Source organism: Amnibacterium endophyticum, assembly GCF_042680685.1.
Lineage (GTDB): Bacteria > Actinomycetota > Actinomycetes > Actinomycetales > Microbacteriaceae > Amnibacterium > Amnibacterium endophyticum.
Window position 1 is genome coordinate 86,809 of record NZ_JBHUEA010000005.1, and the last position, 25,774, is coordinate 112,582.

22 protein-coding genes are annotated in these 25,774 nt (G+C 73.2%); 9 read left to right on the plus strand and 13 right to left on the minus strand.

What is annotated here, in order from left to right:
• Nucleotides 1–63: 63 nt before the first annotated feature.
• Complete coding sequence (locus ACFSBI_RS04915; protein ID WP_377932619.1) at nucleotides 64–1,218, minus strand: class I SAM-dependent RNA methyltransferase; 1,155 nt, start codon at nucleotides 1,216–1,218, stop codon at nucleotides 64–66.
• 209 nt (nucleotides 1,219–1,427) lie between these two features.
• Here ACFSBI_RS04915 and ACFSBI_RS04920 point away from each other — a divergent pair, with 209 nt between their 5' ends.
• Both ACFSBI_RS04920 and ACFSBI_RS04925 read left to right on the plus strand, forming a co-directional pair.
• Entirely contained in the window at nucleotides 1,428–2,051 is a 624-nt protein-coding gene (locus tag ACFSBI_RS04920; protein ID WP_377932621.1) for a Maf family protein, read from the plus strand.
• A gap of 86 nt (nucleotides 2,052–2,137) precedes the next feature.
• Nucleotides 2,138–3,967, plus strand: a complete 1,830-nt coding sequence (locus tag ACFSBI_RS04925) for an acetyl/propionyl/methylcrotonyl-CoA carboxylase subunit alpha (protein ID WP_377932623.1) — start codon at nucleotides 2,138–2,140, stop codon at nucleotides 3,965–3,967.
• 76 nt (nucleotides 3,968–4,043) lie between these two features.
• Here the strand turns inward: ACFSBI_RS04925 and ACFSBI_RS04930 are convergent, their stop codons facing one another.
• On the minus strand, nucleotides 4,044–5,480 hold the full coding sequence (locus tag ACFSBI_RS04930; protein ID WP_377932625.1) for an NAD(P)H-quinone dehydrogenase: 1,437 nt from the start codon (nucleotides 5,478–5,480) through the stop codon (nucleotides 4,044–4,046).
• An 85-nt stretch (nucleotides 5,481–5,565) separates the two neighbouring features.
• Between ACFSBI_RS04930 and ACFSBI_RS04935 the strand changes: the two genes are divergently transcribed.
• Together ACFSBI_RS04935 and ACFSBI_RS04940 are read left to right on the plus strand one after the other, a co-directional pair.
• The gene (locus ACFSBI_RS04935; protein ID WP_377932627.1) at nucleotides 5,566–6,405 is read left to right on the plus strand and encodes a purine-nucleoside phosphorylase; all 840 of its coding nucleotides are present in this window, start codon (nucleotides 5,566–5,568) and stop codon (nucleotides 6,403–6,405) included.
• A complete protein-coding gene (locus tag ACFSBI_RS04940) occupies nucleotides 6,402–8,075 on the plus strand; it encodes a phospho-sugar mutase (protein WP_377932736.1) in 1,674 nt (557 codons plus the stop codon). The genes ACFSBI_RS04935 and ACFSBI_RS04940 overlap by 4 nt, the downstream gene beginning before the upstream one ends.
• A gap of 61 nt (nucleotides 8,076–8,136) precedes the next feature.
• Here ACFSBI_RS04940 and ACFSBI_RS04945 read toward each other — a convergent pair whose 3' ends face one another.
• The 10 genes from ACFSBI_RS04945 to ACFSBI_RS04990 form a co-directional block, all read right to left on the minus strand.
• Nucleotides 8,137–8,415 carry a PTS sugar transporter subunit IIB gene (locus tag ACFSBI_RS04945; RefSeq protein WP_377932629.1) on the minus strand — a complete coding sequence of 93 codons (279 nt, stop codon included), beginning with the start codon at nucleotides 8,413–8,415 and terminating at the stop codon, nucleotides 8,137–8,139.
• A gap of 8 nt (nucleotides 8,416–8,423) precedes the next feature.
• Nucleotides 8,424–9,551: an adenosine deaminase gene (locus ACFSBI_RS04950; protein ID WP_377932738.1), complete on the minus strand. Its 1,128-nt coding sequence runs from the start codon at nucleotides 9,549–9,551 to the stop codon at nucleotides 8,424–8,426.
• A gap of 41 nt (nucleotides 9,552–9,592) precedes the next feature.
• On the minus strand, nucleotides 9,593–10,885 hold the full coding sequence (locus ACFSBI_RS04955; RefSeq protein WP_377932631.1) for a thymidine phosphorylase: 1,293 nt from the start codon (nucleotides 10,883–10,885) through the stop codon (nucleotides 9,593–9,595).
• A 39-nt stretch (nucleotides 10,886–10,924) separates the two neighbouring features.
• Nucleotides 10,925–11,599, minus strand: coding sequence for a DUF4232 domain-containing protein (locus ACFSBI_RS04960; protein WP_377932633.1), 675 nt, complete (start codon nucleotides 11,597–11,599; stop codon nucleotides 10,925–10,927).
• 120 nt (nucleotides 11,600–11,719) lie between these two features.
• The gene (locus ACFSBI_RS04965; RefSeq protein ID WP_377932635.1) at nucleotides 11,720–13,006 is read right to left on the minus strand and encodes an ABC transporter permease; all 1,287 of its coding nucleotides are present in this window, start codon (nucleotides 13,004–13,006) and stop codon (nucleotides 11,720–11,722) included.
• A complete protein-coding gene (locus tag ACFSBI_RS04970; protein ID WP_377932637.1) occupies nucleotides 13,003–14,295 on the minus strand; it encodes an ABC transporter permease in 1,293 nt (430 codons plus the stop codon). The genes ACFSBI_RS04965 and ACFSBI_RS04970 overlap by 4 nt, the downstream gene beginning before the upstream one ends.
• The gene (locus ACFSBI_RS04975) at nucleotides 14,292–15,806 is read right to left on the minus strand and encodes an ABC transporter ATP-binding protein (RefSeq protein WP_377932639.1); all 1,515 of its coding nucleotides are present in this window, start codon (nucleotides 15,804–15,806) and stop codon (nucleotides 14,292–14,294) included. Before ACFSBI_RS04975 ends, ACFSBI_RS04970 begins: the two co-directional genes overlap by 4 nt.
• Before the next feature lie 93 nt (nucleotides 15,807–15,899).
• A complete protein-coding gene (locus ACFSBI_RS04980) occupies nucleotides 15,900–17,006 on the minus strand; it encodes a BMP family lipoprotein (RefSeq protein WP_377932641.1) in 1,107 nt (368 codons plus the stop codon).
• Between the two features lie 309 nt (nucleotides 17,007–17,315).
• Nucleotides 17,316–17,729 carry a cytidine deaminase gene (locus ACFSBI_RS04985; protein ID WP_377932643.1) on the minus strand — a complete coding sequence of 138 codons (414 nt, stop codon included), beginning with the start codon at nucleotides 17,727–17,729 and terminating at the stop codon, nucleotides 17,316–17,318.
• A gap of 44 nt (nucleotides 17,730–17,773) precedes the next feature.
• On the minus strand, nucleotides 17,774–18,925 hold the full coding sequence (locus ACFSBI_RS04990; RefSeq protein WP_377932645.1) for a mannose-1-phosphate guanylyltransferase: 1,152 nt from the start codon (nucleotides 18,923–18,925) through the stop codon (nucleotides 17,774–17,776).
• Nucleotides 18,926–19,067: 142 nt separating this feature from the next.
• Here ACFSBI_RS04990 and sdhC point away from each other — a divergent pair, with 142 nt between their 5' ends.
• The 5 genes from sdhC (at nucleotide 19,068) to ACFSBI_RS05015 (ending at nucleotide 24,045) form a co-directional block, all read left to right on the plus strand.
• Nucleotides 19,068–19,502, plus strand: a complete 435-nt coding sequence (sdhC, locus tag ACFSBI_RS04995; RefSeq protein ID WP_377932647.1) for a succinate dehydrogenase, cytochrome b556 subunit — start codon at nucleotides 19,068–19,070, stop codon at nucleotides 19,500–19,502.
• Nucleotides 19,502–19,957, plus strand: coding sequence for a succinate dehydrogenase hydrophobic membrane anchor subunit (locus ACFSBI_RS05000; protein ID WP_377932649.1), 456 nt, complete (start codon nucleotides 19,502–19,504; stop codon nucleotides 19,955–19,957). The genes sdhC and ACFSBI_RS05000 overlap by 1 nt, the downstream gene beginning before the upstream one ends.
• Before the next feature lie 110 nt (nucleotides 19,958–20,067).
• The gene (gene sdhA, locus ACFSBI_RS05005; protein WP_377932740.1) at nucleotides 20,068–21,888 is read left to right on the plus strand and encodes a succinate dehydrogenase flavoprotein subunit; all 1,821 of its coding nucleotides are present in this window, start codon (nucleotides 20,068–20,070) and stop codon (nucleotides 21,886–21,888) included.
• A gap of 47 nt (nucleotides 21,889–21,935) precedes the next feature.
• On the plus strand, nucleotides 21,936–22,697 hold the full coding sequence (locus ACFSBI_RS05010; protein ID WP_377932742.1) for a succinate dehydrogenase iron-sulfur subunit: 762 nt from the start codon (nucleotides 21,936–21,938) through the stop codon (nucleotides 22,695–22,697).
• Nucleotides 22,698–22,824: 127 nt separating this feature from the next.
• Nucleotides 22,825–24,045: a hypothetical protein gene (locus ACFSBI_RS05015; protein WP_377932651.1), complete on the plus strand. Its 1,221-nt coding sequence runs from the start codon at nucleotides 22,825–22,827 to the stop codon at nucleotides 24,043–24,045.
• Between the two features lie 75 nt (nucleotides 24,046–24,120).
• Here the strand turns inward: ACFSBI_RS05015 and ACFSBI_RS05020 are convergent, their stop codons facing one another.
• Nucleotides 24,121–25,614, minus strand: coding sequence for an alkaline phosphatase PhoX (locus ACFSBI_RS05020; protein ID WP_377932653.1), 1,494 nt, complete (start codon nucleotides 25,612–25,614; stop codon nucleotides 24,121–24,123).
• Nucleotides 25,615–25,774 lie beyond the last annotated feature (160 nt).

Below are 25,774 nucleotides of genomic sequence, written 5' to 3' on the forward strand. Positions count from 1 at the left end.
GAATGGGCGCGACCTCGCCGCCGGACCCCGATCGGGTGAGCCCGCACCCCAGTTGGAGGGGTGTCAGGCGGGCGCGAGGGCGGCGACCGCCTCGAGGTGGTGCGTGTTCGGGAACAGGTCGAAGGCCTCGAGCCGCACCGGTCGCCAGCCGAGCCCGGAAAAGGTGCGGAGGTCGCGGGCGAGCGCGACGGGGTCGCAGGCGACGTAGACGATCCGGGCGGGCTCGGACGCCGCGATCGCCCGCACCACCTCGGCGCCCGCACCGCTGCGGGGCGGGTCGAGCACGACGGTCGCTCCGGGACGGCGTCGCGGCCGGGCGAGGAAGCGGTCGACCCGGGCCGCCACCGCCCGGGCCCGCGGGCCGAGGTTGCCGGCCGCGTGCCCGCTCGCGGCCCGGTCCGACTCGAGCAGCACGACGCGGGCGTCGCCGAGCGCGGGGGCGAGCAGGCCGACGCCGCCGTAGAGGTCCAGGTTGTCAGCGTCGGGGTCGAAGGCGGCCGGGTCCAGCGCGTCCCGCACCGCCTGCTGCAGCGTCCTCGGCGCCGCGGGGTGCACCTGCCAGAAGCCCGTCGCCTCGAGCGAGAAGGCCCGCTCCCCCACGCGCTCGACGATCGGCGGATCGCTGCGCCGGGCGGCGAAGGCGCGGCCGCCGGTCGCGACGAGGTCGAGCGCCCGCCCGGTCGCGCGCTCGGGCAGCACCGCCTCCACCGCCTCGACCGCGAGCGGCAGGTCCGCCACCGGCACGACGGTGCGGCTGCGGGCCGCGTACGGGCGGACGCGGCCGGCGTCGTCGACGAGCAGGCGCACCCGGGTCCGGCTGCGGGTGCCGTCGGCCCGGCCCGGCACCGCGCGCACCGCGACGTCGAGGCCGGCGGGGTCGAGGCCGCCGGTGCGCTGCAGGGCGTCGCGCAGCACCTCGGTCTTCAGCGCCCGCTGGCGCTCCGGGGCGATGTGACCGAACTCGGCGCCGCCGGCCCGCTGCTCGGGGGCACGGTCGAGCGCCGCCGCGGCCCACACGTGCTGCTGCCGGTCGGGCGACGCGCGCAGCACCTCGAGCGTCTCGGCGCGCCAGAAGCGGTCGTGCGCGTCGTCGGTGATCCGCGCGCGCACCCGCTCCCCCGGCAGGGTGTCCGCGACGAAGACCACGCGGCCCTCCAGCTCCGCGACGGCGACGCCGCCGTGCGCGATGCGCAGCACCTCGAGCTCGACCTCCGCCACCCCTCCAGCCTCTCGCACGCCGGGGCTCCCTCGACGCTCGACCGGCCTTGCCGCTTTCGCCCCCTGCATGCGCCCCCAGCGGTACAGAAGTCGCAACAGCCCAAGAGCGTGCTGCGGGACTTGCCGCTTCCGTCCCCGTTCCGCGCTTCCGGGGGCGCAGAAGTGGCAACCCCCGGAGGGCGCGCGGGGCGGGTGGCTAGCGTGACGGGGTGCGGTTGGTGCTCGCCTCGACGTCCCCCGCCCGGCTGGCCCTGCTGCGCGCCGCCGGGATCGAGCCGGAGGCGGTGCCGCCCGGCGTGGACGAGGAGGCCGAGGTCGCGGCCGAGGAGGCGCGGCTGGGGCGCGCCCTGCCGGCGGAGGAGCTGGTCCTGCTGCTCGCGCGACTGAAGGCCGAGGCCGTCGCTGAGCGGCTCGGCACGGCCGACGCGCTCGTGCTCGGCGGCGACTCGGCCTTCGCCTTCGACGGGCGGGTGTTCGGCAAGCCGCACACGCCGGCGGCCGCGCTGGCGCGTTGGCGGGCCCAACGCGGTCACTCCGGCGTGCTGCACTCGGGGCACTGGCTCGTCGACGCCCGGCACGGCACCGGGTCGGGCTCGGCGACCTCGGCCGAGGTGCGCTTCGCGGGCGACCTGGCGGACGCGGAGCTGGAGGCCTACGTGGCCTCGGGCGAGCCGCTGGAGGTCGCGGGGGCGTTCACGATCGACGGGCTCGCCGGGGCCTTCATCGACCGGATCGAGGGCGACCCGTCGACGGTGGTCGGGCTGTCGCTGCCCGCGCTCCGCCGCCTCGTCACCGCCACCGGCACCCCCTGGCCGGCGCTCTGGAACCGCTGAGTTGTGGACCCCGCCACTGGATGCGACCGGAGGTCTGTGGGAGGTCACCAAGGAGGCGCCTCGGGCCGTGAATAGGCTATGGATCCATGACGCTTTCCGCCGACGTGGCCGCTCCGACCGGCGAGGACGCGCCCACCCGGCGGCGGATCGCGAAGCTGCTCGTCGCCAACCGCGGTGAGATCGCCGTCCGGATCCTCCGGGCCGCCCGCGACTCCGGCATCGCGTCGGTCGCGGTGTACGCCGATCAGGACCGCGACGCCCGCCACGTGCGGCTCGCGGACGAGGCCTACGCGCTCGGCGGCACGACGAGCGCCGAGACCTACCTGGTCATCGAGAAGCTCCTCTCCGTAGCGCGGCGCAGCGGCGCGGACGCGGTGCACCCGGGCTACGGCTTCCTCGCCGAGAACAGCGCCTTCGCCCAGGCGGTCATCGACGCCGGCCTGATCTGGATCGGCCCGCCGCCCTCGGCGATCGAGGCGCTCGGGGACAAGGTGACCGCGCGCCACGTCGCCGAGTCGGTCGGCGCCCCCCTGGCGCCCGGCACCCTGAACCCGGTCGCGGGCGCCGACGAGGTGGTCGCCTTCGCGCAGCAGGTCGGCCTGCCGATCGCGATCAAGGCCGCCTTCGGCGGCGGCGGGCGCGGCCTCAAGGTCGCCCGCACGATGGAGGAGATCCCGGAGCTGTTCGATTCCGCGACCCGCGAGGCGGTCGCCGCCTTCGGGCGCGGCGAGTGCTTCGTCGAGAAGTACCTCGACAAGCCGCGGCACGTCGAGACGCAGTGCCTCGCGGACGCGTTCGGCGACGTCGTCATCGTCTCCACGCGGGACTGCTCGCTGCAGCGCCGGCACCAGAAGCTGGTCGAGGAGGCCCCGGCCCCCTTCATCACCGACGAGCAGCGGGATCTGCTCTACCGCTCGTCGAAGGCGATCCTGCAGCAGGTCGGCTACGTCGGCGCCGGCACCTGCGAGTTCCTGATCGGCGCGGACGGCACCGTCTCCTTCCTCGAGGTGAACACGCGCCTGCAGGTCGAGCACCCGGTGTCCGAGGAGGTCACGGGCATCGACCTCGTGCGCGAGCAGTTCCGCATCGCGGAGGGCGAGCCGCTCGGCTACGGCGACCCCGAGCCGCGCGGGCACTCGTTCGAGTTCCGCATCAACGGGGAGGACCCGGGCCGGAACTTCCTGCCGTCCCCGGGGCCCGTGCAGTCGTTCCGGGTGCCGGGCGGCCCCGGCGTGCGCGTCGATTCCGGCGTGACCACCGGCGACGTCGTCTCGGGCGCGTTCGACTCGCTGCTCGCGAAGCTGATCGTGACCGGCTCCGATCGCGCGGACGCGCTCGAGCGCTCGCGCCGCGCGCTCGCCGAGTTCGAGGTCGCGGGGCTCCCGACCGTCATGCCGTTCCACCGCGTGGTCGTGGACGACCCCGCCTTCACGGCGGAGGACGGCCGGTTCGGCGTCTACACGAACTGGATCGAGACCGCGTTCGACAACACGATCGAGCCGTGGAGCGGGTCGCTCGGCGACCAGGGGCCGACCGGTCCGACGCCGGACGACCGCCGCAAGGTGACGGTCGAGGTGAACGGCAAGCGCCTCGAGGTCGTGCTGCCCGCCGCGCTCGCGGTGCCGGGCGCGGGCCAGCCGGCCCCGGCGGCCGCTCCCCCGCGCCGCCGCGGTGCCGCGTCCCGCGCGGGCACCTCGAGCGGCAACGCGGTGAAGGCGCCGATGCAGGCCACGGTCGTGAAGGTCGCGGTCGAGGACGGCCAGCGCGTCGTCAGCGGCGACCTGCTCGTGGTGCTCGAGGCGATGAAGATGGAGCAGCCGCTCACCGCGCACCGCGACGGCGTCGTGGCGAACCTCGCCGCGACCCCGGGCACGACCGTCAGCTCCGGCACCGCCCTGCTCGAGATCGTCGACTGAGCGTTCCATCTTGTAGGCGGATCTCGGTCCCTGGCCGAGATCCGCCTACAAGATGGAGCACCGGCGGGACGCCGCGCTACGCGACGATGTGCATCGCCCTCGCGGCGTCCGTGATCGCGCCCGAGAGCGACGGGTAGACGCTGAAGGCGCGCGCCAGCTGGTCGACCGTCAGCCGGTGCTCGACCGCGAGCGCGATCGGCAGGATCAGCTCGCTGGCCCGCGGCGACGCGATGACCCCGCCGATCACCGTGCCGGAGCCGGTGCGGGCGAAGAGCTTCACGAAGCCGTCCTGCAGCGACAGCATCTTCGCCCGCGGGTTCGAGGCGAGCGGCAGCTTGTAGATCTCGCCCTGCGCGATCCCGTCCTCGATCTGCTTCTGCGTCCAGCCGACGGTCGCGATCTCGGGCGCCGTGAAGATGTTGCTCGTCACGTTCCGCAGCTCGGTCGGGGTGACCGCATCGCCCATCGCGTGGAACACCGCGGTGCGCCCCTGCTGGCTCGCGACCGAGGCGAGCGGCAGGAAGGTCGTGCAGTCGCCGGCCGCGTAGATCGAGGGGCGGGAGGTCGACCCGACCCGGTTCACCCGGATGTGCCCGGACGCGTCCAGCTGCACGCCCGCCTCCTCCAGCCCGATGCCGGCCGTGTTCGGGATGGAGCCGACCGCCATCAGGCAGTGGCTGCCCCGGACCTCGCGCCCGTCGTCGAGGGTCGCGACGACCTCGTCGCCCTGCCGCTCCACCTTCACCGCGCGGCTGCGCCCGAGCACGTGCATGCCGCCGCGGGTGAAGACCTCCTCGAGCAGCCGGGCCGCGTCCTCGTCCTCGCCGGGCAAGACGCGGTCGCGGCTCGAGATCAGCGTCACCTCGCTGCCGAGCTGCATGTAGGCGGAGGCGAACTCCGCCCCCGTCACCCCGGAGCCGACGACGATGATGTGCTCCGGCACCTCGTCGAGCTCGTACAGCTGCGTCCAGGTGAGGATGCGCTCGCCGTCCGGCATCGCGGTGGGGAGCCGCCGGGGGCTGGCACCCACGGCGACGACGGTCGTGTCCGCCTCGATCTCGTCGAAGTCGTGCGCGGTGCGCCCGCGGCCGGACGAGACGATCACGCGGCCCGGCCCGTCGAGGCGCCCGACGCCCTCCACGATGCGCACTCCCGCCTCCTCGAGCTGCGTCCGCATGTCGTCGGACTGCTGCCGGGCGAGCTTGCGGAGCCGCGCGTTCACGGCGCGGAGGTCGACCGCCACGTCGGGCTGCACCGGCCGGCCCGATCCGTTCGGCACGCTGTAGCGCACGCCGAGCTTCGCGATGCGGCCGATCGCACCGGTCGCCTGCGCGGTGGCGATGAGCGTCTTCGACGGCACGACGTCCGTCAGCACCGCCGAGCCGCCGACGCCGGCCCGCTCGACGAGCACGACCTCCGCGCCCTCCTGCCGCCCCGTCAGCGCGGCCTCGTACCCGCCGGGGCCGCCGCCCAGCACGACGATGCGGTGGTTGCGCTCGAACTCATGGCTCACAGGTCCATCTTGAAGGTCTTCGGGCGCGTCGGCCCGTGGCGCAGCCGGATCTCCCCGGAGAGGGGCGGCCCCCTACGCTGCAGACATGCCGGACCTCGACCTCGACGCCCCCGAGACCCCGCCCACCGCCGTCGCCCAGCTGGCCGCGGCCGAGCTCGTGCGCCGCACCGGCGTGGAGCGCCACGACATCGCGCTGACGCTCGGCAGCGGCTGGGGCCGTGCCGCCGAGCGCCTCGGCGAGATCGTCGCCCGCGTCCCCGCCGACGAGGTCCCCGGCTTCACCGCATCCGGCATCCCGGGGCACTCCGGGCAGCTCACCTCCATCCGGCTCGCGAACGGCCTGCACGCGCTCGTGATCGGCGCCCGCACCCACTTCTACGAGGGCCGGGGCGTCCGCCGCGTCGTGCACAGCGTCCGCACCGCGGCCGCCGCCGGCGCGAAGGTGATGGTGCTGACGAACGGCGCGGGCGGCATCGACCCGTCCTGGTCCCCCGGCACGCCCGTGCTGATCAGCGACCACATCAACCTGACGGCCGCCTCGCCGCTCGAGGGCGCGACCTTCATCGACGTGACCGACCTCTACTCCTCGCGGCTGCGCGCGCTCGCTCGCGAGGTCGACCCCTCGCTCGACGAGGGCGTGTACGTGCAGTTCCGCGGCCCGCAGTTCGAGACCCCGGCGGAGGTGCGGATGGCGCGCACCATGGGCGGCACCATCGTCGGTATGTCGACGGCCCTCGAGGCGATCGCCGCGCGCGAGGCCGGCGTCGAGGTGTTCGGCATCAGCCTCATCACGAACCTCGCGGCCGGCATCTCGGACAGCCCGCTGAACCACGAGGAGGTGCTCGAGGCCGGCCGCAACGCCGAGGAGCACCTCGCGGGCCTGCTGTCCCGCATCGTCGGACGCATCGCCGAATCGGTGGCCTGAGCGTGGCCGAGGGACCCCGCCCGGCGCTCGAGGACGACGCCCGCGCCTGGCTCGCCCTCGACCCCGATCCCGAGACGCGGGCGGAGGTGCAGGACCTGCTCGACCGCGCCGACGAGGCCGGGCTGCAGGACCGCTTCGGCGAGCGCCTCGTCTTCGGCACGGCGGGGCTGCGCGGCGCGCTCGGCGCCGGCCCGAACCGGATGAACCGCGTCGTCGTGCAGCAGACCTCCGCCGGGCTCGCCGCCTTCCTCCGCGGTCGGACGGACCGTCCGACCGCGGTCGTCGGGTACGACGGCCGCCGGAACTCCCGGGTCTTCGCGGAGGACGCCGTCGGGGTGCTGCGCGCCGCCGGCGTGGAGACGGTGCTGCTGCCCCGCGCCCTCCCCACCCCGGTGCTCGCCTTCGCGGTGCGGGACCTCGACGCCGACGCGGGCGTGATGATCACCGCGAGCCACAACCCGGCGCCCGACAACGGCTACAAGCTCTACCTCGGCGGCCCGGACCAGGGCTCGCAGCTCGTCGCCCCCGCGGACGCCGCGGTGCTCGCGGAGATCGAGCGCGTCGTCGCGACGGGGGCGCTGCCCGCGCGATCGACGGAGGCTCCCCTCGCCGACGAGGGCGTCGTCGAGCGCTACGTCGCCGCGACGGCGGCCGTGACCGACGCCAGCGGCGACCTGGACTGGGTCTACACGCCCATGCACGGGGTCGGCCTCGAGACGGTGCGGGCGGTGCTCGCCGCCGCGGGCCTGCCGGCGCCCGCGGTCGTGGCCGAGCAGGCGGAGCCCGACGCGGCGTTCCCGACCGCGCCCTTCCCGAACCCGGAGGAGCCCGGCACGCTGGACCTCGCGACGGCGCTCGCGGAGCGCACGGGCGCGACGCTGATCCTCGCCAACGACCCCGACGCGGACCGGCTCGCGGTCGCGATCCCCGACGGCCCCGCCTCGAGCGCCTCGGGACGGCGCGGCTGGCGGCGGCTCACCGGCAACGACGTGGGGCTGCTGCTCGCCTGGCGCATCGCGTCCGGCACGACGGCGTCAGGCGGCACGCTCGCCTGCTCGGTGGTGTCGACGCCGGGGCTCGCGCGCATCGCGGAGCGCTTCGGCCTCCTCCACACCGAGACCCTCACGGGCTTCAAGTGGATCTCGAGGGCTCCCGCCCTGCTCTTCGGGTTCGAGGAGGCGCTCGGCTACCTCGTCGACCCGGAGGTCGTGCGGGACAAGGACGGGATCAGCGCGCTGGTCGCGGTGCTCGCCGCCGCGATCGAGCAGGCGGCCGAGGGGCGCGGCCTCGCGGATCTGCTCGCGGAGATCGAGGCGGCGGTGGGCCGCTTCGACTCGGCGCAGGTGTCGCTGCGCGTCGAGGACCTGTCGCGGATCGCCGCCATCACGGCCTCGCTCCGCGCCGACCCGCCGGCCGAGATCGGCGGGTTCGCCGTGGAGTCGGTGGACGACCTCGCCGGCGGCAGCGACGACCTCCCGCCGACGGACGCGCTGCGCTACCGGCTGACCGGCGGCGCCCGCGTGATCGTGCGCCCCTCGGGTACCGAGCCGAAGCTGAAGGTCTACCTCGACGTGGTCTCGGACGTCGCGACGCCGGAGGAGCGCCGGCGGGAGACCGATGCGGCGCTGGCCGCGCTGCGGACCGGCGTCGACGCCCTCCTCGCCCGCTGACGCACGAGTCCGTCTCGAAGGTGATCCGGCGGCACCGGATCACCTTCGGAACGGAGCACCGCTAGTCGAGGGCGTCGGAGAGCTTCGCCTCGAGCTCCGCCTGGTCGAGGATGTTGTCGATCACGATCACCTGCGCGCTCGTGCGGCCGATGGTCGCGACGTGCTCCGGGCTCGTGAGGATCACCTGCGCGTCCTCGCTCTGCTCCCGCACCCGGGCGACGTCGGTCGCCGACACCTCAGCGGCGATGCCGATCCGGCCGAGCGCCCGCTGCGCCGAGACCCGCAGGATCTCGCTCGTCCCGATGCCCGCTCCGCAGAGCGTGAGGATCCTGATCGCCACGGCCGCCCCTAGTCGATCGCCTCGAAGCCGCTCGCGATGCGGTCGGCCAGCGCCTCGCGCTCCTCGAGCGGCAGGAACGCCGACTCGGCGGCGTTCAGCTGGAACGTGAGCAGGTCGTCCAGGTCGTAGTCGAAGGCGTCGGCGAGCAGCACCAGCTCCCGCGACAGGGAGGTGTCGCTCATCAGCCGGTTGTCGGTATTGACGGTGACCTTGAAGCCGAGCTGGAACAGCAGGTCGAACGGATGGTCCGCGAGGTCGTCGCCCCAGGCCTCGATGGCGCCGGTCTGCAGGTTGGAGGACGGCGACAGCTCGAGCGGCACCTGCCGGTCCCGCACCCAGCGGGCCAATCGGCCGACGGTGACGTAGGAGCGGCCGGCGTCCTCGCGCACCGTCAGGTCCTCCGCGATCCGCACGCCGTGGCCGAGGCGCAGCGCGCGGCCGTCGAGCAGGGCGCTGCGGATGGAGTCGAGCCCGGCCGCCTCGCCGGCGTGGACCGTCACGGGGAACCAGTGCTCGGCGAGGTAGTCGAAGGCGACGCGGTGCCGGGCGGGCAGGAAGCCGGCCTCGGCGCCGGCGATGTCGAAGCCCACCACGCCGCGGTCGCGGTGGCGGACGGCGAGCTCGGCGATCTCGAGCCCGCGGTCGGCGTGCCGCATCGCGGTGACGAGCTGGCCGACGCGGAGGTCCCAGCCGCCTCGGCGGGCCTCGTCGACGCCCTGCTCGAGGCCGGCCTGCACCGCCTCCACGGCGGCGTCGAGGGTGAGGCCCTTCGCGAGGTGCTGCTCGGGCGCCCAGCGCACCTCGCCCCAAGCGACGCCGTCGGCGGCGAGGTCGAGCACGAACTCGCGGGCCACGCGGGTCAGGGCCGGCTCGGTCTGCATCACCGCGGTGGTGAGGTCGAAGGTCTTCAGGTAGTCGACCAGCGAGCCGGAGTCGGCCTGGTCGTGGAACCAGTCGGCGAGCGCGTCGGCATCGCCCTCCGGCAGCTCGACGCCGGCCTCGTCTGCCAGCTCGACCACGGTCGCCGGTCGCAGCCCGCCGTCGAGGTGGTCGTGCAGCGACACCTTCGGCAGGGTGCGCGCGTCGACGTCGCCCCAGAGCAGCAGGTCGTCGTCTTCGTCGTCGCGGTCTCGCAGGTCCCCCACGCCGCTCAGGGTACCGCCGGACCCCGCCGGGGTCAGGCGGTGATCCGCCCCGCGACGACCGGGCGCTCGGGCACCCCGGTACCGGCGGGTGCGATGACGTGGGCGCCGGCGAGCGCCTCGAGGGCGCGCGGGATGCGGCCCTCGTCGTCGGTCCGGAGCGTCGCCAGCGGCTGCCCCGCCCGCACCGCGTCCCCGCGCTTGGCGTGGAGCAGCACGCCGGCGCCCGCCTGCACGCACTCCCCCTGCCGCGCGCGCCCGGCGCCGAGGCGCCATGCGGCGACGCCGACGGCGCGCGCGTCCTGCTCGGCGAGCACGCCGTCCCGCTCGGCGGTGACGACGTGCGTCTCCCGGGCCTCCGGCAGCGGAGCGTCCGGGTCGCCGTCCTGCGCGCGGATCATCCGCCGCCAGACGTCCATCGCCCGCCCGTCGTCGAGCGCCGCCGCGGGGTCGGCGTCCGGCTGGCCGCCGAGCGCGAGCATCTCGCCGGCGAGCGCGAGCGTCAGCGCCCGCACGTCCGCCGGGCCGCCGCCTGACAGCACCTCGACGCTCTCCGCCACCTCGACCGCGTTGCCGACGGCGAGCCCCAGCGGGACGGACATGTCGGTGAGCAGCGCGACGCACTCCACCCCGGCGTCGGCGCCGAGCTCGACCATCGTGCGGGCGAGCGTCTCCGCGCGCTCCCGGTCGGGCATGAAGGCGCCGGACCCGAACTTCACGTCCAGCACGAGGGCGCCGGTGCCCTCGGCGATCTTCTTCGACATGATGCTGGAGGCGATGAGCGGGATGGACTCGACCGTGCCGGTCGTGTCGCGCAGGGCGTAGAGCCGCTTGTCGGCCGGGGCGAGGTCGGCCCCGGCCGCGCAGATCACCGCGCCGACGTCGGCGAGCTGCGCCCGCATCTCGGCAGAGCCGACGTCGGCCCGCCAGCCCGGGATCGACTCGAGCTTGTCGAGCGTGCCCCCGGTGTGGCCGAGCCCCCGCCCCGACAGCTGCGGCACGGCGATGCCGAAGGCGGCGACGAGCGGCGCGAGCGGCAGGGTGATCTTGTCGCCCACGCCGCCGGTGGAGTGCTTGTCGACGGTGGGGCGCCCGAGCCCTTCGAACGACATCCGCTCGCCGGAGGCGATCATCGCGAAGGTGAGGTCGCGGATCTCCCGCCGCTCCATGCCGTTCAGCAGGACGGCCATGGCCCAGGCCGACATCTGCTCGTCCGCGACCGCGCCGCGCGTGAAGGCGTCGACGAGCCACTCGATCTGCTCGGTCGGGAGGGGCCGGCCCTCCCGCTTGGCGACGATCACGTCCACGGCGTCGAAGGGCTCGGTCACCGGATCACGCTATCCGTCGGCGCACTGCGGCCGCAGCGCTCAGTCCGTGAAGCGGACCACCGTGCGCACCGTCATGAAGACCTCGGACGAGGTGCAGGCGTACGCGTCGTCCGACTTCACGAAGATCGCCTTCTTCGAGTGCGGCGGGTAGACGCGGAAGCCGTCGCCCTTCCGGACCCGGCAGGCCGACCCGAGCGGGCCGCCGCCGTCGCGGATGTCCACGACCTGCAGCGGCGCTCCGGCCGCCTGTCCGGGCGCCAGCCGGACGTCGACGGCGTCCGCCTGGTTGCGGGCGGCCGGCTCGCCGAGCTGCGTGCCGTTCCCGCCTCCGACGACGGAGACGCCGGGAGCGCCCCGCAGCACGCACGAGCCGCCCCCGGTGTTCGTGAAGAGCACGTCGTAGACCTCGCTGCCGGCGCCGCCGCCGCCGTTGTCCCGGGTGATGGTGACGCCCAGGTCCTGATCGGCGCACTGGTCCGCAGGACGTCCCGGATCGCCGGCCGCCGAGGCGCCGGACGATGCGGGCGTGCTCGAGGCGGAGGCGGTCGGGGCCGACGATGACGCGCTCGCGCTCGCGCTCGACGAGGGCGTGCTCGAGGGCGTCGGGGCGACCGTGACGGTCGGCGTGATCGTCGGCGCGGTCACCTGCGACCCGCACCCCGTCAGCACCAGCAGCAGCGCCGCGGCCGCGGCCGCTCCCCCGACTCGTCGCACGCCCGCACGCTACGCCCGCCCGTCGAGAGCGCTTCCTCGGCGCTCCGTGACACATGCGCCGCTGCCGGCGGGCGTATCCGTCTCCGGGCGCCGAAGAAGCGGGGGAGGAGGAGGTCCGGGTCAGCCCTTCACGTACGGCTTGCCGGCGGCCGCCGGGCCGCGCGCGTGCCCCACGAGCCCCGCGACGGCGAAGATCGTCACGATGTAGGGCAGCATCAGCAGGAAGTCGGGCGGCACCGGGCTGCCGACGATGCCGAGCACGTTCTGCAGGTTGCTCGCGAAGCCGAACAGCAGCGCCGCGAGCGTCGCCTTCACGGGGTTCCACTGCCCGAAGATCACCGCGGCCAGGGCGATGAAGCCGGCGCCGGAGGTGACGTCGCGGGTGAACGACGGCACGGCCGCGAGCGTCAGGTACGCGCCGCCGAGCCCGGCGATCGCCCCGGCGAGGCTCACGTTCCAGAAGCGGGTGCCGCCGACCGAGATGCCGACGGTGTCGGCCGCCTGCGGGTGCTCCCCGACGGCGCGGAGGCGGAGGCCCCACTTCGTGCGGAACAGGCCGATGGTGACGGCGACCACGCCCACGTACATCAGGTAGACGATCACCGTCTGCCGGAAGAGCACCGGGCCGATCACCGGGATCGCGGACAGCAGCGGGATCGTGATCGGGGTGAACTGCGGCGGGCTGTTCAGCGTCGCCGACGCCGGCACGAGCACGAGCGAGTAGAGGAAGTTCGTGAGCCCGAGCACGAGCACGTTCAGCACGACGCCGACGATGACCTGGTCGACGAGGTACTTGATCGCGAAGGCCGCGAGCACGAACGACACGAGCATGCCGGCGACCATGGCGGCGATCAGCCCCGCAATCAGCGATCGCGTCAGCGACGCGACTACCGCGGCGGTGAAGGCGCCGGCGAGCAGCTGCCCCTCGATGGCCACGTTGACGACGCCCACCCGCTCGGAGATCACGCCGCCGAGCGCGCCGAAGATCAGCGGCACGGCGAGCGCCAGGGACCCGGCCAGCAACCCGGGCAGCGGCACGGTCTGCGGCGAGCCGGCGGTCGCCCAGGTGAGCAGCCCGACGACGAGCGCGAGCGCGAACACGATCGGCAGCCAGAGCGGCTGCCGGCGGTCCAGCCGCACGAGCATGACGGCGACCCCGGTGCAGGCGGCCGCGATCAGGGAGGCGACGACACCGGTCGGCAGCGCGGGCAGCACGAGCGGCGGCAGCGACACGAGGTCCGTCGAGCTCTGCAGGCCGAAGGTGGCCGAGCCGGGGCGGCTGAAGCCGATGAGGGCGACGGCGGCCGCGACCGTCAGCACGCCGTAGATCCACACGACGCGCCAGGACCGCCGCGGGCCCGTCGTGCCGACGAGCGCGCCGGTCTCGCTGGTCTCGAGCGTCGTCATGCGCGCGCCCCCCTCGGTGCAGGCAGGCGGAAGATCGCGCGCACCAGCGGCGGCGCCGCGATGAAGAGGACGATCAGCGACTGCACGACGGACACCACGTTGAGGTCGACCGCGTTCGCCGCCTGCATCGTGTAGCCGCCGTTCTGGAAGACGCCGAAGAGCAGGCCGGCCCAGAAGACGCCCCACGGCCGGGAGCGCCCGAGCAGCGCGACGGTGATGGCGTTGAAGCCGATGCCGGCGTCGAAGGCGTTGCTGAACCCGCTCGTCGTCTGCCCGAGCACCTGGTAGGCGCCCGCGAACCCGACGAAGACGCCGGAGATCACCATCGCCGCGATGGTCATCCGCTTGACGTCGATGCCGGCGGTGCGTGCGGCGGAGGGGTTCTCTCCGACCGCCCGCAGCTTGAAGCCGAGGCTCGAGCGGTCGAGCAGGTACGCGGCTGCGAGGACGAGGAGGACCACGAGCGGGAAGCCGAGGTTGACCGGCGAGCCGAACAGCTGCGGCAGCTGCGCGGAGGTCGGCGTCGGCGCGGACACGGGCGAGTTCGATCCGGGCGCCTGCAGCACCGGCGTCCCCAGCAGGTAGTCGATGAAGTAGAAGGCGATGTAGTTGAGCATGATCGTGACGATCACCTCGTGGGCTCCGGTGCGCGCCTTCAGGACCCCGGGGATCGCGGCCCAGAGCGCCCCGCCGACGAGGCCGCCGACCAGCGCCGCGACGAGGTGGAGGGCGCCCGGCAGCGGCAGGGTGAACCCGACCCAGCCGGCGAGCGCGCCGCCGATGAGGATCTGGCCCTGGCCGCCGATGTTGAACAGGCCGGTGCGGAAGCCGATCGCGATGCCGAGACCGGCGGCGATCAGCGGGGTGGCGAAGCCGAGGCTGCGCAGCAGCGGCTGGATGCCCGCGACGAAGCCGACGGCGGAGAAGTCGATCAGCCCGCCGCGGAAGAGCGACCCGTAGGCGCTGCCGACCGCCTGCACCGCGGCGACGATCGTGTCGCCCGGTCGGGCGAAGAAGTACCCCGACGCCGTGATGACCTGCGGGTTGGTCACCGCGATGAGCACGCCGCCGATCAGCAGGGAGACGACCACGGCCAGCACGCTGAGCAGCGCGCTGCCGGACAGGACGTCGCGCAGCACGCGGCGCGCGCTCGACTCGGCCGCCTCCGGCCGCTGCTGCCCCGGGTCCTGCTGCGGGTCGAGCCCCGCCTGCTCCGTGCCGGTGTCGGCGACCGGGACCGGCTGATCCGTCGTCTCCTGCGCGCCGCCCTGCGGCTCCCGGAACGTCATGCGGCCACCGCCTGCGGGGCCTCGCCGGCCATCATCAGGCCGAGCACGTCGCGCGGGGTGTCGGCCGGCACGACGCCGACGACCCGGCCGCGGTGCATCACCGCGATGCGGTCGGCGAGCGCGACGACCTCGTCCAGCTCGGTCGAGACCACGACCACCGGCACGCCGGCGTCGCGGGTCGCGACGATCTGCTGGTGCACGAACTCGATCGAGCCGACGTCGAGCCCGCGGGTCGGCTGCGCGGCCACGAGCAGCCGCAGGTCGCGGGAGAGCTCGCGGGCGAGGACCACCTTCTGCTGGTTGCCGCCCGACAGGCGGCCGACCGGGGTGCCGATGCCCTGCGCGCGGATGTCGAACCGCTTGAGCCGCTCCTCCGCGAACGCCGCCAGCCGCTTCAGCCGCAGCGCGCCCCTGCGCACGAACGGCTCCCCGTCGGAGCGGTCGAGCATGAGGTTCTCGGCGATGGTGAACTCCGGCACCAGCCCGTCGTGCTGCCGGTCCTCCGGCACGAACCCGGCGCCCGCGTCGAGCACCTGCCTCGGCGTGCGGCCGGTCAGCTCCTCGCCGTGCAGCAGGATCCGGCCGGTGACCTCCGCCTGCAGCCCGAAGATCGCCTCGGTCAGCTCGGTCTGCCCGTTGCCCTGCACCCCGGCGATCGCGAGGATCTCCCCCGCCCGCACCGTGAGGTCGACCCCGTTCACGACGGGGACGCCGTTGCCGTCGTAGACGTGCACGCCCTCGATCACGAGCGCGTCGGCTCCGGGCGCCGCCGGCGCCTTGTCGACCGTGAGCTCGACCGCGCGCCCCACCATCAGGGAGGCGAGCTCGGTGCTGCTCGCCGTCGGCAGGGCCTGCCCCACGACCTTGCCGAGCCGGACGACCGTGATCCGGTCCGCCACCTCGCGGACCTCCCGCAGCTTGTGGCTGATGAACACGATGGCGGTGCCGCCGTCGCGCAGCTGCTTCATGATCCCGATCAGCTCGTCGGTCTCCTGCGGCGTCAGCACGGCCGTCGGCTCGTCGAGCACGAGCACCCCGGCGTCGCGCGAGAGCGCCTTGATGATCTCGACGCGCTGCTGGATCCCGACGGGCAGGTCCTCGATCCGCGCGTCCGGGTCGACGTCGAACCCGAAGCGGTCCGAGATCTCGCGCACGGTCGCCCGGGCGGCGTCGAGGTCGAGCCGCCCGCCCGCCTTCGTCGACTCGTGCCCGAGCATCACGTTCTCGGCGACCGTGAAGACCGGCACGAGCATGAAGTGCTGGTGCACCATGCCGATGCCCGCCCGCATCGCGTCGCCCGGGCCGGAGAAGCGCTGGACCTCGTCGTCCAGCAGGATCTCGCCCTCGTCCGGCCGGTACAGGCCGTAGAGCACGTTCATCAGCGTCGACTTGCCCGCGCCGTTCTCGCCGAGCAGGCAGTGGATCTCCCCGGGCTCGACGACGAGGTCGATGTGGTCGTTCGCGGTCAGGGCGCCGAAGCGCTTCGTGATGCCGCGCAGCTCAAGCTTCATCGCCCGAGATCCTCTCAGAACGGGGCCGACGGGCCACGGCGGACGCCGTGACCCGTCGGTCGATGATCCCGCAGTCCGTGCGGGATGCACCGATCAGTTGAAGGCGGCCTTCGAGCTGACCGAGATCGAGCCGTCGATGATGCCGGCCTTGATCTTGTCGAGCTCGTCGGTCAGACCGGCGGGCAGCTTGCTCTCGTAGTCGTGGAACGAGGACAGGCCGACGCCGCCGTTCTTCAGGTCGCCGACGTACTGGGTGTTGTCGAACGTCTTCTCCTTCGCGGACTGCTCGACGACGTCCTGAGCCGCGACGGAGATGTTCTTCAGGATCGACACGAGCACGAGGTCCTTCGCGCCCGTCGTGTCCGTGTTGTAGATGTCGGCGTCCACGCCCTCGATCACGGCCTGCTTGCCGGAGGACTTGATCGCCGCGCCCGCGCCCTGGTAGAGGCTGCCGGCGACCGGGATGATCACGTCGGCGTTCTGACCGAGGAAGTTCGTCGAGATCGTCTTCGCCTTGTTCTGGTCGGTGAAGTTGCCGACGAACGTGCCCTTCTGCGTGTCCGCGTTCCAGCCGAGCAGCTTCACGTTCTTGTTCTTCTGCTGGTTGTAGTACTTCACGCCCTCCGCGATGCCGTCCATGTAGATGGTCACGGGCGGGATGGCGATGCCGCCCCAGGTCGCCACGGTCCCGGTCTTCGAGTAGGCCGCCGCGGCGTACCCGCCGAGGAACGCCGCCTCGTTCGTGTTGAACACCACGTTCTTCACGTTCGGCAGGTCGATCGAGGTGTCGTCGATCATCGCGAAGTCGGTCGAGGGGCTCTTCGTCGCCGACGACTTGATCGCGGGCGCGAGCAGGAAGCCGGACGCGACGATGATGTTGCAGTTCTGCGCGACGAGGTTGTCGACGTTCGAGGCGTAGTCGTTCGCCGTCGCGGACTGGACCTCCTTGTACTGCGAGCCCAGGTCCTTCGCGGCGGCCTTGACGCCCTCGAGGCCGAGCTGGTTGAAGGAGCGGTCGTCGAACCCGCCCTGGTCGGACACGATGCAGGGCAGGTAGTCGGAGGTGGCGGCGGCGCTGCCGGACGCCGCGCCGGAACCGGAGGCCGCGGGCGCCGGAGCCTGGCCGCAGCCGGTGAGCAGGGCGACGACGCCGAGCGTCGACACGGCGCCGAGGCCGATGCGCTTGGTGAGAGCGTGCAAGGGGTACCCCTTCGTCAGGTGCTGGAGGAGCCCGCGCGCGAGGATGGGCGGCGCGGGCCGCCGGTCAGGGTAGCCGCGCCGTGATTCCGCCGTCGACCAGGACGGCGTCCGGGCCGCGGATGCTTACCGCATCGTTACTGTGCTGATCCTGGAGGGCGCCGTGCGCGGCTGTCTTCTTCCCGGAGCCGCTCGCTGGCCGGTCCTCGCGGCCGGTGTCTTCCCGACCGTGCCCCGCCCCGGGCCCTCGGACCAAGCGGTGAAGCGGTCCTGCCGTCGTCGAGCCCGGAGCGGATGCGTTCGCCCGCTCGGTCAGGAGGTGGTGCGGTCCGCGTACTCGTCGAGCTGGCGCGGGCCGAAGGCGTCGGGCAGCACCTGGGCGATGGTGCGGATGCCGCTGACGGTGTCGAGCAGCATCCCGGGGGCGGCGTGCTCGGCGAGCAGCTGACGGCAGCGGCCGCACGGCATCAGCGTGCGCCCCTCCCCGTCCACGCAGGCGAAGGCCGTGAGCAGGCCGCCGCCCGTCATGGCCAGCTGCGACACCATCGAGCACTCGGCGCAGAGCGTCACGCCGTACGAGGCGTTCTCCACGTTGCAGCCGCTGACCACGCGCCCGTCCTCGACGAGCGCCGCGGCGCCCACGGGGAAGTGCGAGTAGGGCACGTACGCGTGCGCCATCGCCGCCCGCGCGGCCTCCCGGAGCCCGTCCCAGTCCACGTCCGTCATGCCCACATCCTGCCCGGATCCGCCTCGCGGCGGAGCGGGTCGGATCAGAGGACGTCGGTGCGGCCCGAGATCTTCAGCGCGTCGACGACGCTCTTGACCCGCTGCGCGTGCTCGCTCGTGGTGACGAGCAGCGCGTCCTCGGTGTCGACGACCACGATGTTCTCGACGCCGATCAGTGTGATGAGCCGGTCGCGGTCGGTCACCACGACGCCGCTCGACGAGTCGGCGAGCACCCGGGCGTGCTCCCCGAGGATCGCGAGGTCGCTCGTCCGGCCGCCGGACTGCATCTTCGCGATCGAGGCGAAGTCGCCCACGTCGTCCCACGAGAAGTCGCCCTCGATGACCGCGAGGCGCCCCTCGGCGGCTGCGGGCTCGGCGACGGAGTAGTCGATCGCGATCTTCTCGAGCCCCGGCCACACCTGGTCGACGACGGCGCCGCGCTCGGGGGTGTCCCACGCCTCCGCGAGGCGGCGCAGCCCGGCGACGAGGTCGGGCTTCGTCTTCGCCATCTCGTCGAGCAGGACGTCCGCCCGGCTGATGAACATGCCGGCGTTCCAGACGTGGCGGCCGGAGTCCACGTACTGCCGCGCGGTCTCGAGGTCGGGCTTCTCGACGAAGCGGGTGACGGCGAGGGCGCTCGGGGCGCCCGGCACCTCCAGGCGCTCGCCGGCCTCGATGTAGCCGAAGCCGATCGCGGGCTCGGTGGGCACGATGCCGATGGTGGCGATGTAGCCGGCGTCCGCGACCGAGATCGCCTCGACGATCGCGCGGCGGAAGCGGCGCACGTCGTTGATCACGTGGTCCGCGGCGAAGGAGCCGATGATGACGCCCGGCTCGCGGCGCTCGAGGATCGCGGCGGCCAGCCCGATGGCGGCGGACGAGTCCTTGGGCTCGCTCTCGAGCACGACGTTGCGGTCGGCGAGCTGCGGCAGCTGCTGCTCGACGGCGGCGCGATGCGCGCGGCCCGTCACGACCATGACCCGGTCGGGGCCCGCGATGGGCGCGAGGCGGTCCCAGGTGCCGCGCAGCAGCGTCTGGCCGCTGCCCGTCAGGTCGTGGAGGAACTTCGGGGCGTCGGCGCGGGAGAGCGGCCAGAGCCGCGAACCGATCCCGCCCGCCGGGATGACGGCGTAGAACCGCTCGACCGCCTCCGGCTCCGTGCCGCGACCGGCCCAGCGCATCGTCCCGTCCGTCATGGGCGCCACTGTAGTGACGGGCCCGTCGCCCGGACCTTTCCCAGTCAAGGGGGCGCGCCATCAGGGCCGGGGGCGCCGTCGCCGTCGGCGCGCCGCCGTAAGATCGTCTGCCGCACGGGTCCGACGAGGGAGGGTGCAACAGATGGTGTCTTTGAGGCCGTCACCGCCGCCGGTGACCAAGCGCAGCGATCGGCTGCCGCGGCCCCCGGCGGGCACCGTCTACCGCGGTCACGAGGGCATGTGGTCCTGGGTGCTGCACCGCATCACGGGCATCGCGATCTTCTTCTTCCTGCTCGTGCACGTGCTCGACACCGCGCTGATCCGCGTCTCCCCCGAGGCGTACAACGGCGTCATCGCTCAGTACAAGAACCCGATCATGGGCCTCGGCGAGATCGCGCTCGTCGGCGCCATCGTCTTCCACGCCTTCAACGGCCTGCGGATCATCCTGGTCGACTTCTGGAGCGTGGGCACGCGGTTCCAGCGCCAGATGTTCTGGATCGTCATCGGCCTCTGGGTCGTCGTCATGGCGGGCTTCGTGCCGCGCCAGCTGTTCGTGATCATCTCGGAGGTGCAGTGATGGCGACGACCTACGCCGCCCCCCGCTCCCCCGCTCCCACGCACCCGAACCGCCGGTTCAACGTGGAGAAGTGGGGCTGGATCTACATGCGCGTCTCCGGCGTCGTGCTGGTCGTGCTGATCTTCGGCCACCTCTTCGTGAACCTGATCTCGGGCGACGGGGTCAAGCAGATCGACTTCGCCTTCATCGCGGGCAAGTACGCGACGCCGTTCTGGCAGGTCTGGGACGTGCTGATGCTGTGGCTGGCCCTGATCCACGGCGCCAACGGCATGCGCACCATCACGAACGACTACGTCGTGGCCCCGGCCGCGAACCGGCTGCTGAAGGGCGCCATCGCGGTCGCGGCGGCGCTGCTCATCGTCCTCGGCACGATGGTCGTCTTCACCTTCGACCCGTGCCCCGCGAACGGCACGGCGGAGAACCTGCCCGCCTTCTGCTCGGCGGTGGCGCGATGACCGCCGCGCGCCCGGACTGGACGGGCCCCATTAGGAAGGTCGCTGCGCGTCTCGGCCCGCAGGACCGGCAGTCGAGCCCGGCCGGGCGGCAGCGCGACCCGCAGGAGACCATGTCCTGGACCGACGACGGCCCCGACGAGCGCACGATCGACGGGATCCACTACCACCGGCACGACGTCGTGATCGTGGGCGCAGGCGGCGCGGGCATGCGCGCCGCCATCGAGGCCGGCCCCAAGGCGAAGACCGCCGTCATCACGAAGCTCTACCCCACCCGCTCCCACACGGGCGCGGCGCAGGGCGGCATGGCCGCCGCGCTCGCGAACGTGGAGGAGGACAGCTGGGAGTGGCACACCTTCGACACGGTGAAGGGCGGCGACTACCTGGTCGACCAGGACGCCGCCGAGATCCTGGCGAAGGAGGCCATCGACGCGGTCATCGACCTCGAGAACATGGGGCTGCCGTTCAACCGGACGCCCGAGGGGAAGATCGACCAGCGCCGCTTCGGCGGCCACACGGCGGACCACGGCAAGACCCCGGTCCGCCGGGCCTGCTACGCCGCGGACCGCACCGGCCACATGATCCTGCAGACGCTCTACCAGAACTGCGTCAAGGCGGGCATCGACTTCTACAACGAGTACTACGCCCTCGACCTCGCGATGACCGAGGTGATGGAGGGCGGGAAGCTCGTGAAGCGGCCGTCCGGCGTCGTCGCGTACGAGCTGGCGACCGGCGAGATCCACGTCTTCCAGGCGAAGTCGATCGTGTTCGCGACCGGCGGGTTCGGCAAGGTCTACAAGACGACCTCGAACGCGCACACCCTCACCGGTGACGGCGTCGGGATCATCTGGCGCAAGGGCCTGCCGCTCGAGGACATGGAGTTCTTCCAGTTCCACCCGACCGGCCTCGCGAAGCTCGGCATCCTGCTGACCGAGGGCGCCCGCGGCGAGGGCGCGATCCTCCGCAACGCGTCGGGCGAGCGGTTCATGGAGCGCTACGCGCCGACGATCAAGGACCTGGCTCCGCGCGACATCGTCAGCCGGTGCATGGTGCAGGAGGTCGCGGAGGGCCGCGGTGCCGGCCCGCTGAAGGACTACGTGCTGCTCGACTGCACGCACCTCGGCGCGGAGGTCCTCGAGACCAAGCTGCCGGACATCACCGAGTTCGCCCGCACCTACCTCGGCGTCGATCCCGTCGTCGAGCCGGTGCCCGTCATGCCGACCGCGCACTACGCGATGGGCGGCATCCCGACGAACGTGAAGGCGGAGGTGCTGTCCGACAACGACACCGTCGTCCCGGGCCTGTACGCCGCCGGCGAGTGCGCCTGCGTGTCGGTCCACGGGTCGAACCGCCTCGGCACGAACTCCCTGCTCGACATCAACGTGTTCGGCAAGCGCGCCGGCAACAACGCGGTCGAGTACGCGCGGACGGCGTCCTTCATCCCGCTGCCGAAGGACCCGGCGAAGGGCATCCTCGAGCTCGTCGAGCAGCTGCGATCCTCGACGGGGACCGAGCGGATCGCGGACCTGCGGCGCGAGCTGCAGGACAACATGGACGCGTCCGCGCAGGTGTTCCGCACCGACGAGTCGCTCGCCAAGGTGACCGAGATCATCCACGGGCTGCGCGAGCGGTACCGGAACATCGCGATCCAGGACAAGGGCAAGCGGTTCAACACCGACCTGCTCGAGGCGATCGAGCTCGGCTTCCTGCTCGACCTCGCGGAGGTGGTCGTCTACTCGGCGCGCAACCGCAAGGAGAGCCGCGGCGGGCACATGCGCGACGACTACCCGAAGCGCGACGACGAGAACTACATGAAGCACACGATGGCGTACCTGACCGGGGACCCCCACAGCTCGACCGCGGAGGACCACATCCAGCTGGACTGGAAGCCGGTCGTGATCACGCGTTACCAGCCGATGGAGCGGAAGTACTGATGACGACGACGCAGACCGTGGCCATGCCCGGGGTCACCGACGCCGTGATGAACCCGGCGGTGAAGCGGAGGCCGGCCGCGGGGTTCGCCACGATCACGCTGATCATCCGCCGGTTCGACCCCGACGTGGACACCGAGCCGCGCTGGCAGGACTACGACGTCGACGTGCTGCCGACCGACCGCATCCTCGACGCCCTGCACGCGATCAAGTGGGACCAGGACGGGTCGCTGACCTTCCGCCGGTCGTGCGCGCACGGCGTCTGCGGCTCCGACGCGATGCGGATCAACGGCCGCAACCGGCTGGCCTGCAAGACGCTGGTGAAGGACCTCGACACGTCGAAGCCGATCTACGTCGAGGCCATCAAGGGCCTGCCGCTCGAGAAGGACCTCGTCGTCGACATGGAGCCCTTCTTCGAGTCGTTCCGGCAGGTGCAGCCGTTCCTGCAGGCGGGCACCGCGCCGCAGGGCGGCCGCGAGCGCCTGCAGTCCTCGGCGGACCGGGAGCGCTTCGACGACACGACGAAGTGCATCCTCTGCGCCGCGTGCACGACCAGCTGCCCGGTGTTCTGGACCGACGGCCAGTACTTCGGCCCGGCCGCGATCGTGAACGCGCACCGCTTCATCTTCGACAGCCGTGACGACGCCGCCGACGTGCGCCTCGACATCCTGAACGACCGCGAGGGCGTGTGGCGCTGCCGCACGACCTTCAACTGCACGGAGGCGTGCCCGCGCGGGATCGAGATCACGAAGGCGATCAGCGAGGTCAAGTCGGCGATGATGCGCAGCCCGGAGGCCGTCCGCATCGCGTGACCGGCGGACGTCGCGCCCTCGACCCTCCGCGAGCCGGGCGCGACGTCCCACCGTCCGACCGGCTCGCGGAGGATCGGGGGACGACGATGACCGGCTCGGGCATGGACGACGCGGGGATCCGGCGCGCATGACCGTCGAGCTCGCCCCGGACGACCCGCGGCTCGAGGTGCCGCTCGGGAGCCGCGTGTTCCACGCCGGCATGCCGAAGACCGGGACCACCGCGCTGCAGCGGACGCTCGCCGCGCAGCGGGGCGAGCTCCTCGCGCACGGGACTCGCTACCCCGGTTCCGCGACCTCCTTCAACCACCGGCGGGCGCTCTACGCGGCCCTCGACCGGCCGCTCAGCTGGAGCGGGCGCGACGACGTGGTCCCCGGCCGCGAGCGGTGGACGCGACTGGTCGACGAGGTCGCGGCGGACCGCAGCAACCGGGTGCTCATCAGCGTGGAGACGTTGAGCGAGAGCCCGGCCGACGGGCTGCGCCGGATCCTCGAGGAGCTGAAGGGCGAGGCGCACGTCGTCCTGACCCTCCGCAGCCTCCCCGCCCAGCTCGCCTCGTCCTGGCAGCAGTACCTGAAGTCGGGGTTGACGACCGGCTTCGACGCCTGGCTCCGGCAGGTGCTCGACGACGGCCGGACGCCGAAGGTGACGAAGAGCTTCCGCGTGCGCAGCGACGTCGACGCGCTCGTCGGCAAGTGGGCCGGCCTCGTCGGGGAGGAGCGCGTCACCCTGGTCGTGCTCGACCCGCAGGACCGCGCGCTGCTGCCCCGGGCATTCGAGTCGACCCTGGCGCTGCCGAGCGGCATGCTGGAGCCGCACGACGAGGTCACGGGGGTCAACCGCTCGTTCACCTGGGGCGAGGCCGAGCTGCTCCGGGAGATCAACCGGCGCATCCGGGACCGGGACGTGCGCTGGCCGGACTACGAGCGACTCGTGCGGGGCGGCATGGTCGACCGCCTGCTCGACCTGCGCGTCCCCGGCCCGCACGAGCAGCGGATCGTGCCGCCGGCCTGGGCGGTCGAGCGCATGGTCGGGTACGCGCAGCAGCAGATCGAGGCGCTGCGGCGGCGCCGCGTGCGGGTGGTGGGCGACCTGGCGCACCTCGCGACGCCGGTCGCCTCGTCGGACGGCGCCGAGGCGCCCGCCGAGGTCGCGGTCGACGCCGCCGCGGAGGCGGTGCTCGGCATGCTCTCCGCCGGGCTGGGCCGGGGGAACGACTTCGGCGACGTGCCCGCCAGGTCGCTCGACGACGTGCCGGCGTCCTCGCTCGCGCGCGCGCTCGCCGAGCGGGTGTCGCGCCGCGCGTCGACCGCGTCGAGGCGGATGGTCGACCGCGTCGTGAAGCGCTGACCGGCGGTCCGGCCGGTACCCGCCGCGCAGCAGGACGGGGTCGAGGAACCGCAGGTCCCCGACCCCGTCCGCGGTTCAGCCCAGGTAGGTGCGCCAGGGTCCGCGGATCGCGAAGACGTGGCCCGGCTCCTGCACGTTCGCGAACAGCACGGTGCCGTCCGGGCTGAAGGCCGGGCCGGTCATCTCGCTGTAGACGTTCCCCTTCGCCTCGCTCTGCTCCTGCACGATGGCGTTGCGCGCGATCGCCTGCGCGCCCGTCGTCGCGTTCCAGGCGAGCACGTGGTTCGCGGTGTTGCCGTCCTCGGTGAGGATCAGGTCGCCGTAGGGCGACACGTGGCAGCCGTCGGGCCCGTCGAACGCGAGGTCGAGGCTGCGGCCGAGCGACTCCTCCCAGCCCGCCGTCTCCACGTGCAGCTGCTCGTTGTACGGGAAGTACGCCTTCAGGGTGAGCGTCTCGTCGGCGTAGTCGTAGTACCAGACCTGCCCGTCGTGCTTCGTCGCGTCGGTCGGCAGGTCGCCCGCGGCGAAGGCGAAGCTCGCGACGAAGTACATGCCGCGCCGGTCGCCCCAGGCGCCCTCGAGCTTCTTCGAGTGCGTGATCTCGCCGTCCGGGAACTGCTTGCGCAGCGACGTGGTGGTGGCGTGGCGGTCCGGGACCCGCTTCCAGCTGGTCCGGAAGGGGCGGCCGATCTCCGCCGAGGTGACGTAGGCGAGGTCCGGCAGCACGCTGCCGTCGTTCGTCAGCACGGCGAGCGCGTCCAGCCGTCCCGCGTCCCGGCCGAGCGACTCGGCGATGCGGGGCCGGAGGCGGTAGCCGGTCGGCGCGGTCCAGCGGTAGAGCAGCCCGGTCGGCCTGCTCGCGTCCTCGGTCAGGTAGACGCGGGTGCGGCTCGGCTCGACGACGACGGCCTCGTGCGGCGCGCGGCCCCACGCCTCGATCGGCTTCGGCACCTGCTGGTCGGGCCGGTCCGCGAACACCTCGAAGACGTAGCCGTGGTCCTTCGTGAACGAGCCGGTGCCGGCCTTCGCCTCCGTCTCCTCGCAGGTGAGCCAGGATCCCCACGGGGTCGGCCCGCCCGCGCAGTTGCTGACCGTGCCCGACAGCCCGACCCACTCCGCGACGCGCCGCCCGGTGGTCGTGGTCTCGATCACGGTGACACCGCCGCCTTCGGCGCCCGGGTCGTAGACGGTGCCCGCGACGGCAGGCACGAAGTTGCCGGTCTTCGAGGAGATCTCGTGGTTCTGGATCAGGCGCAGCCGCTGGCCGGAGCGCACCGCGACCGTGCCGTCCGGGCGGTCCGGGGTCTTCCCGATCGTCTTCCCGCGGCCGTCCTGCAGGTCGGTCACGCCCGACTGCGCGACCACCTCGGCGCTGAAACCGCGCGGGAGCACGAGCTTCCCGCCCGCGGCGTACTCGGTCAGCGGCGGGAAGAGCTTCGCGATGGTGGAGCGCTTGCCCGCCGCGAGCGGCGCGGCCTGCGCGGCGTCCGCGCCGAGCGCGGTGCCGGCGACGGCGGAAGCGCCGAGCAGCGCGCCCCCGGACAGCAGTTGACGTCGGTCGAACGACATGGATCCTCCAGGTGTCCCGGCCGGCGCCCCCGTCGGGCCGGCCTCGAGCGGCGGCAACGGTTCCGCCGCCGGGTGAACGGCCGATGTCCTCGCCGCGCCCGACGGGTGAACCCGGAGCGGGCCGCGATGCGCCGCCCCCTCCGCGTGGCACACCCCCTGA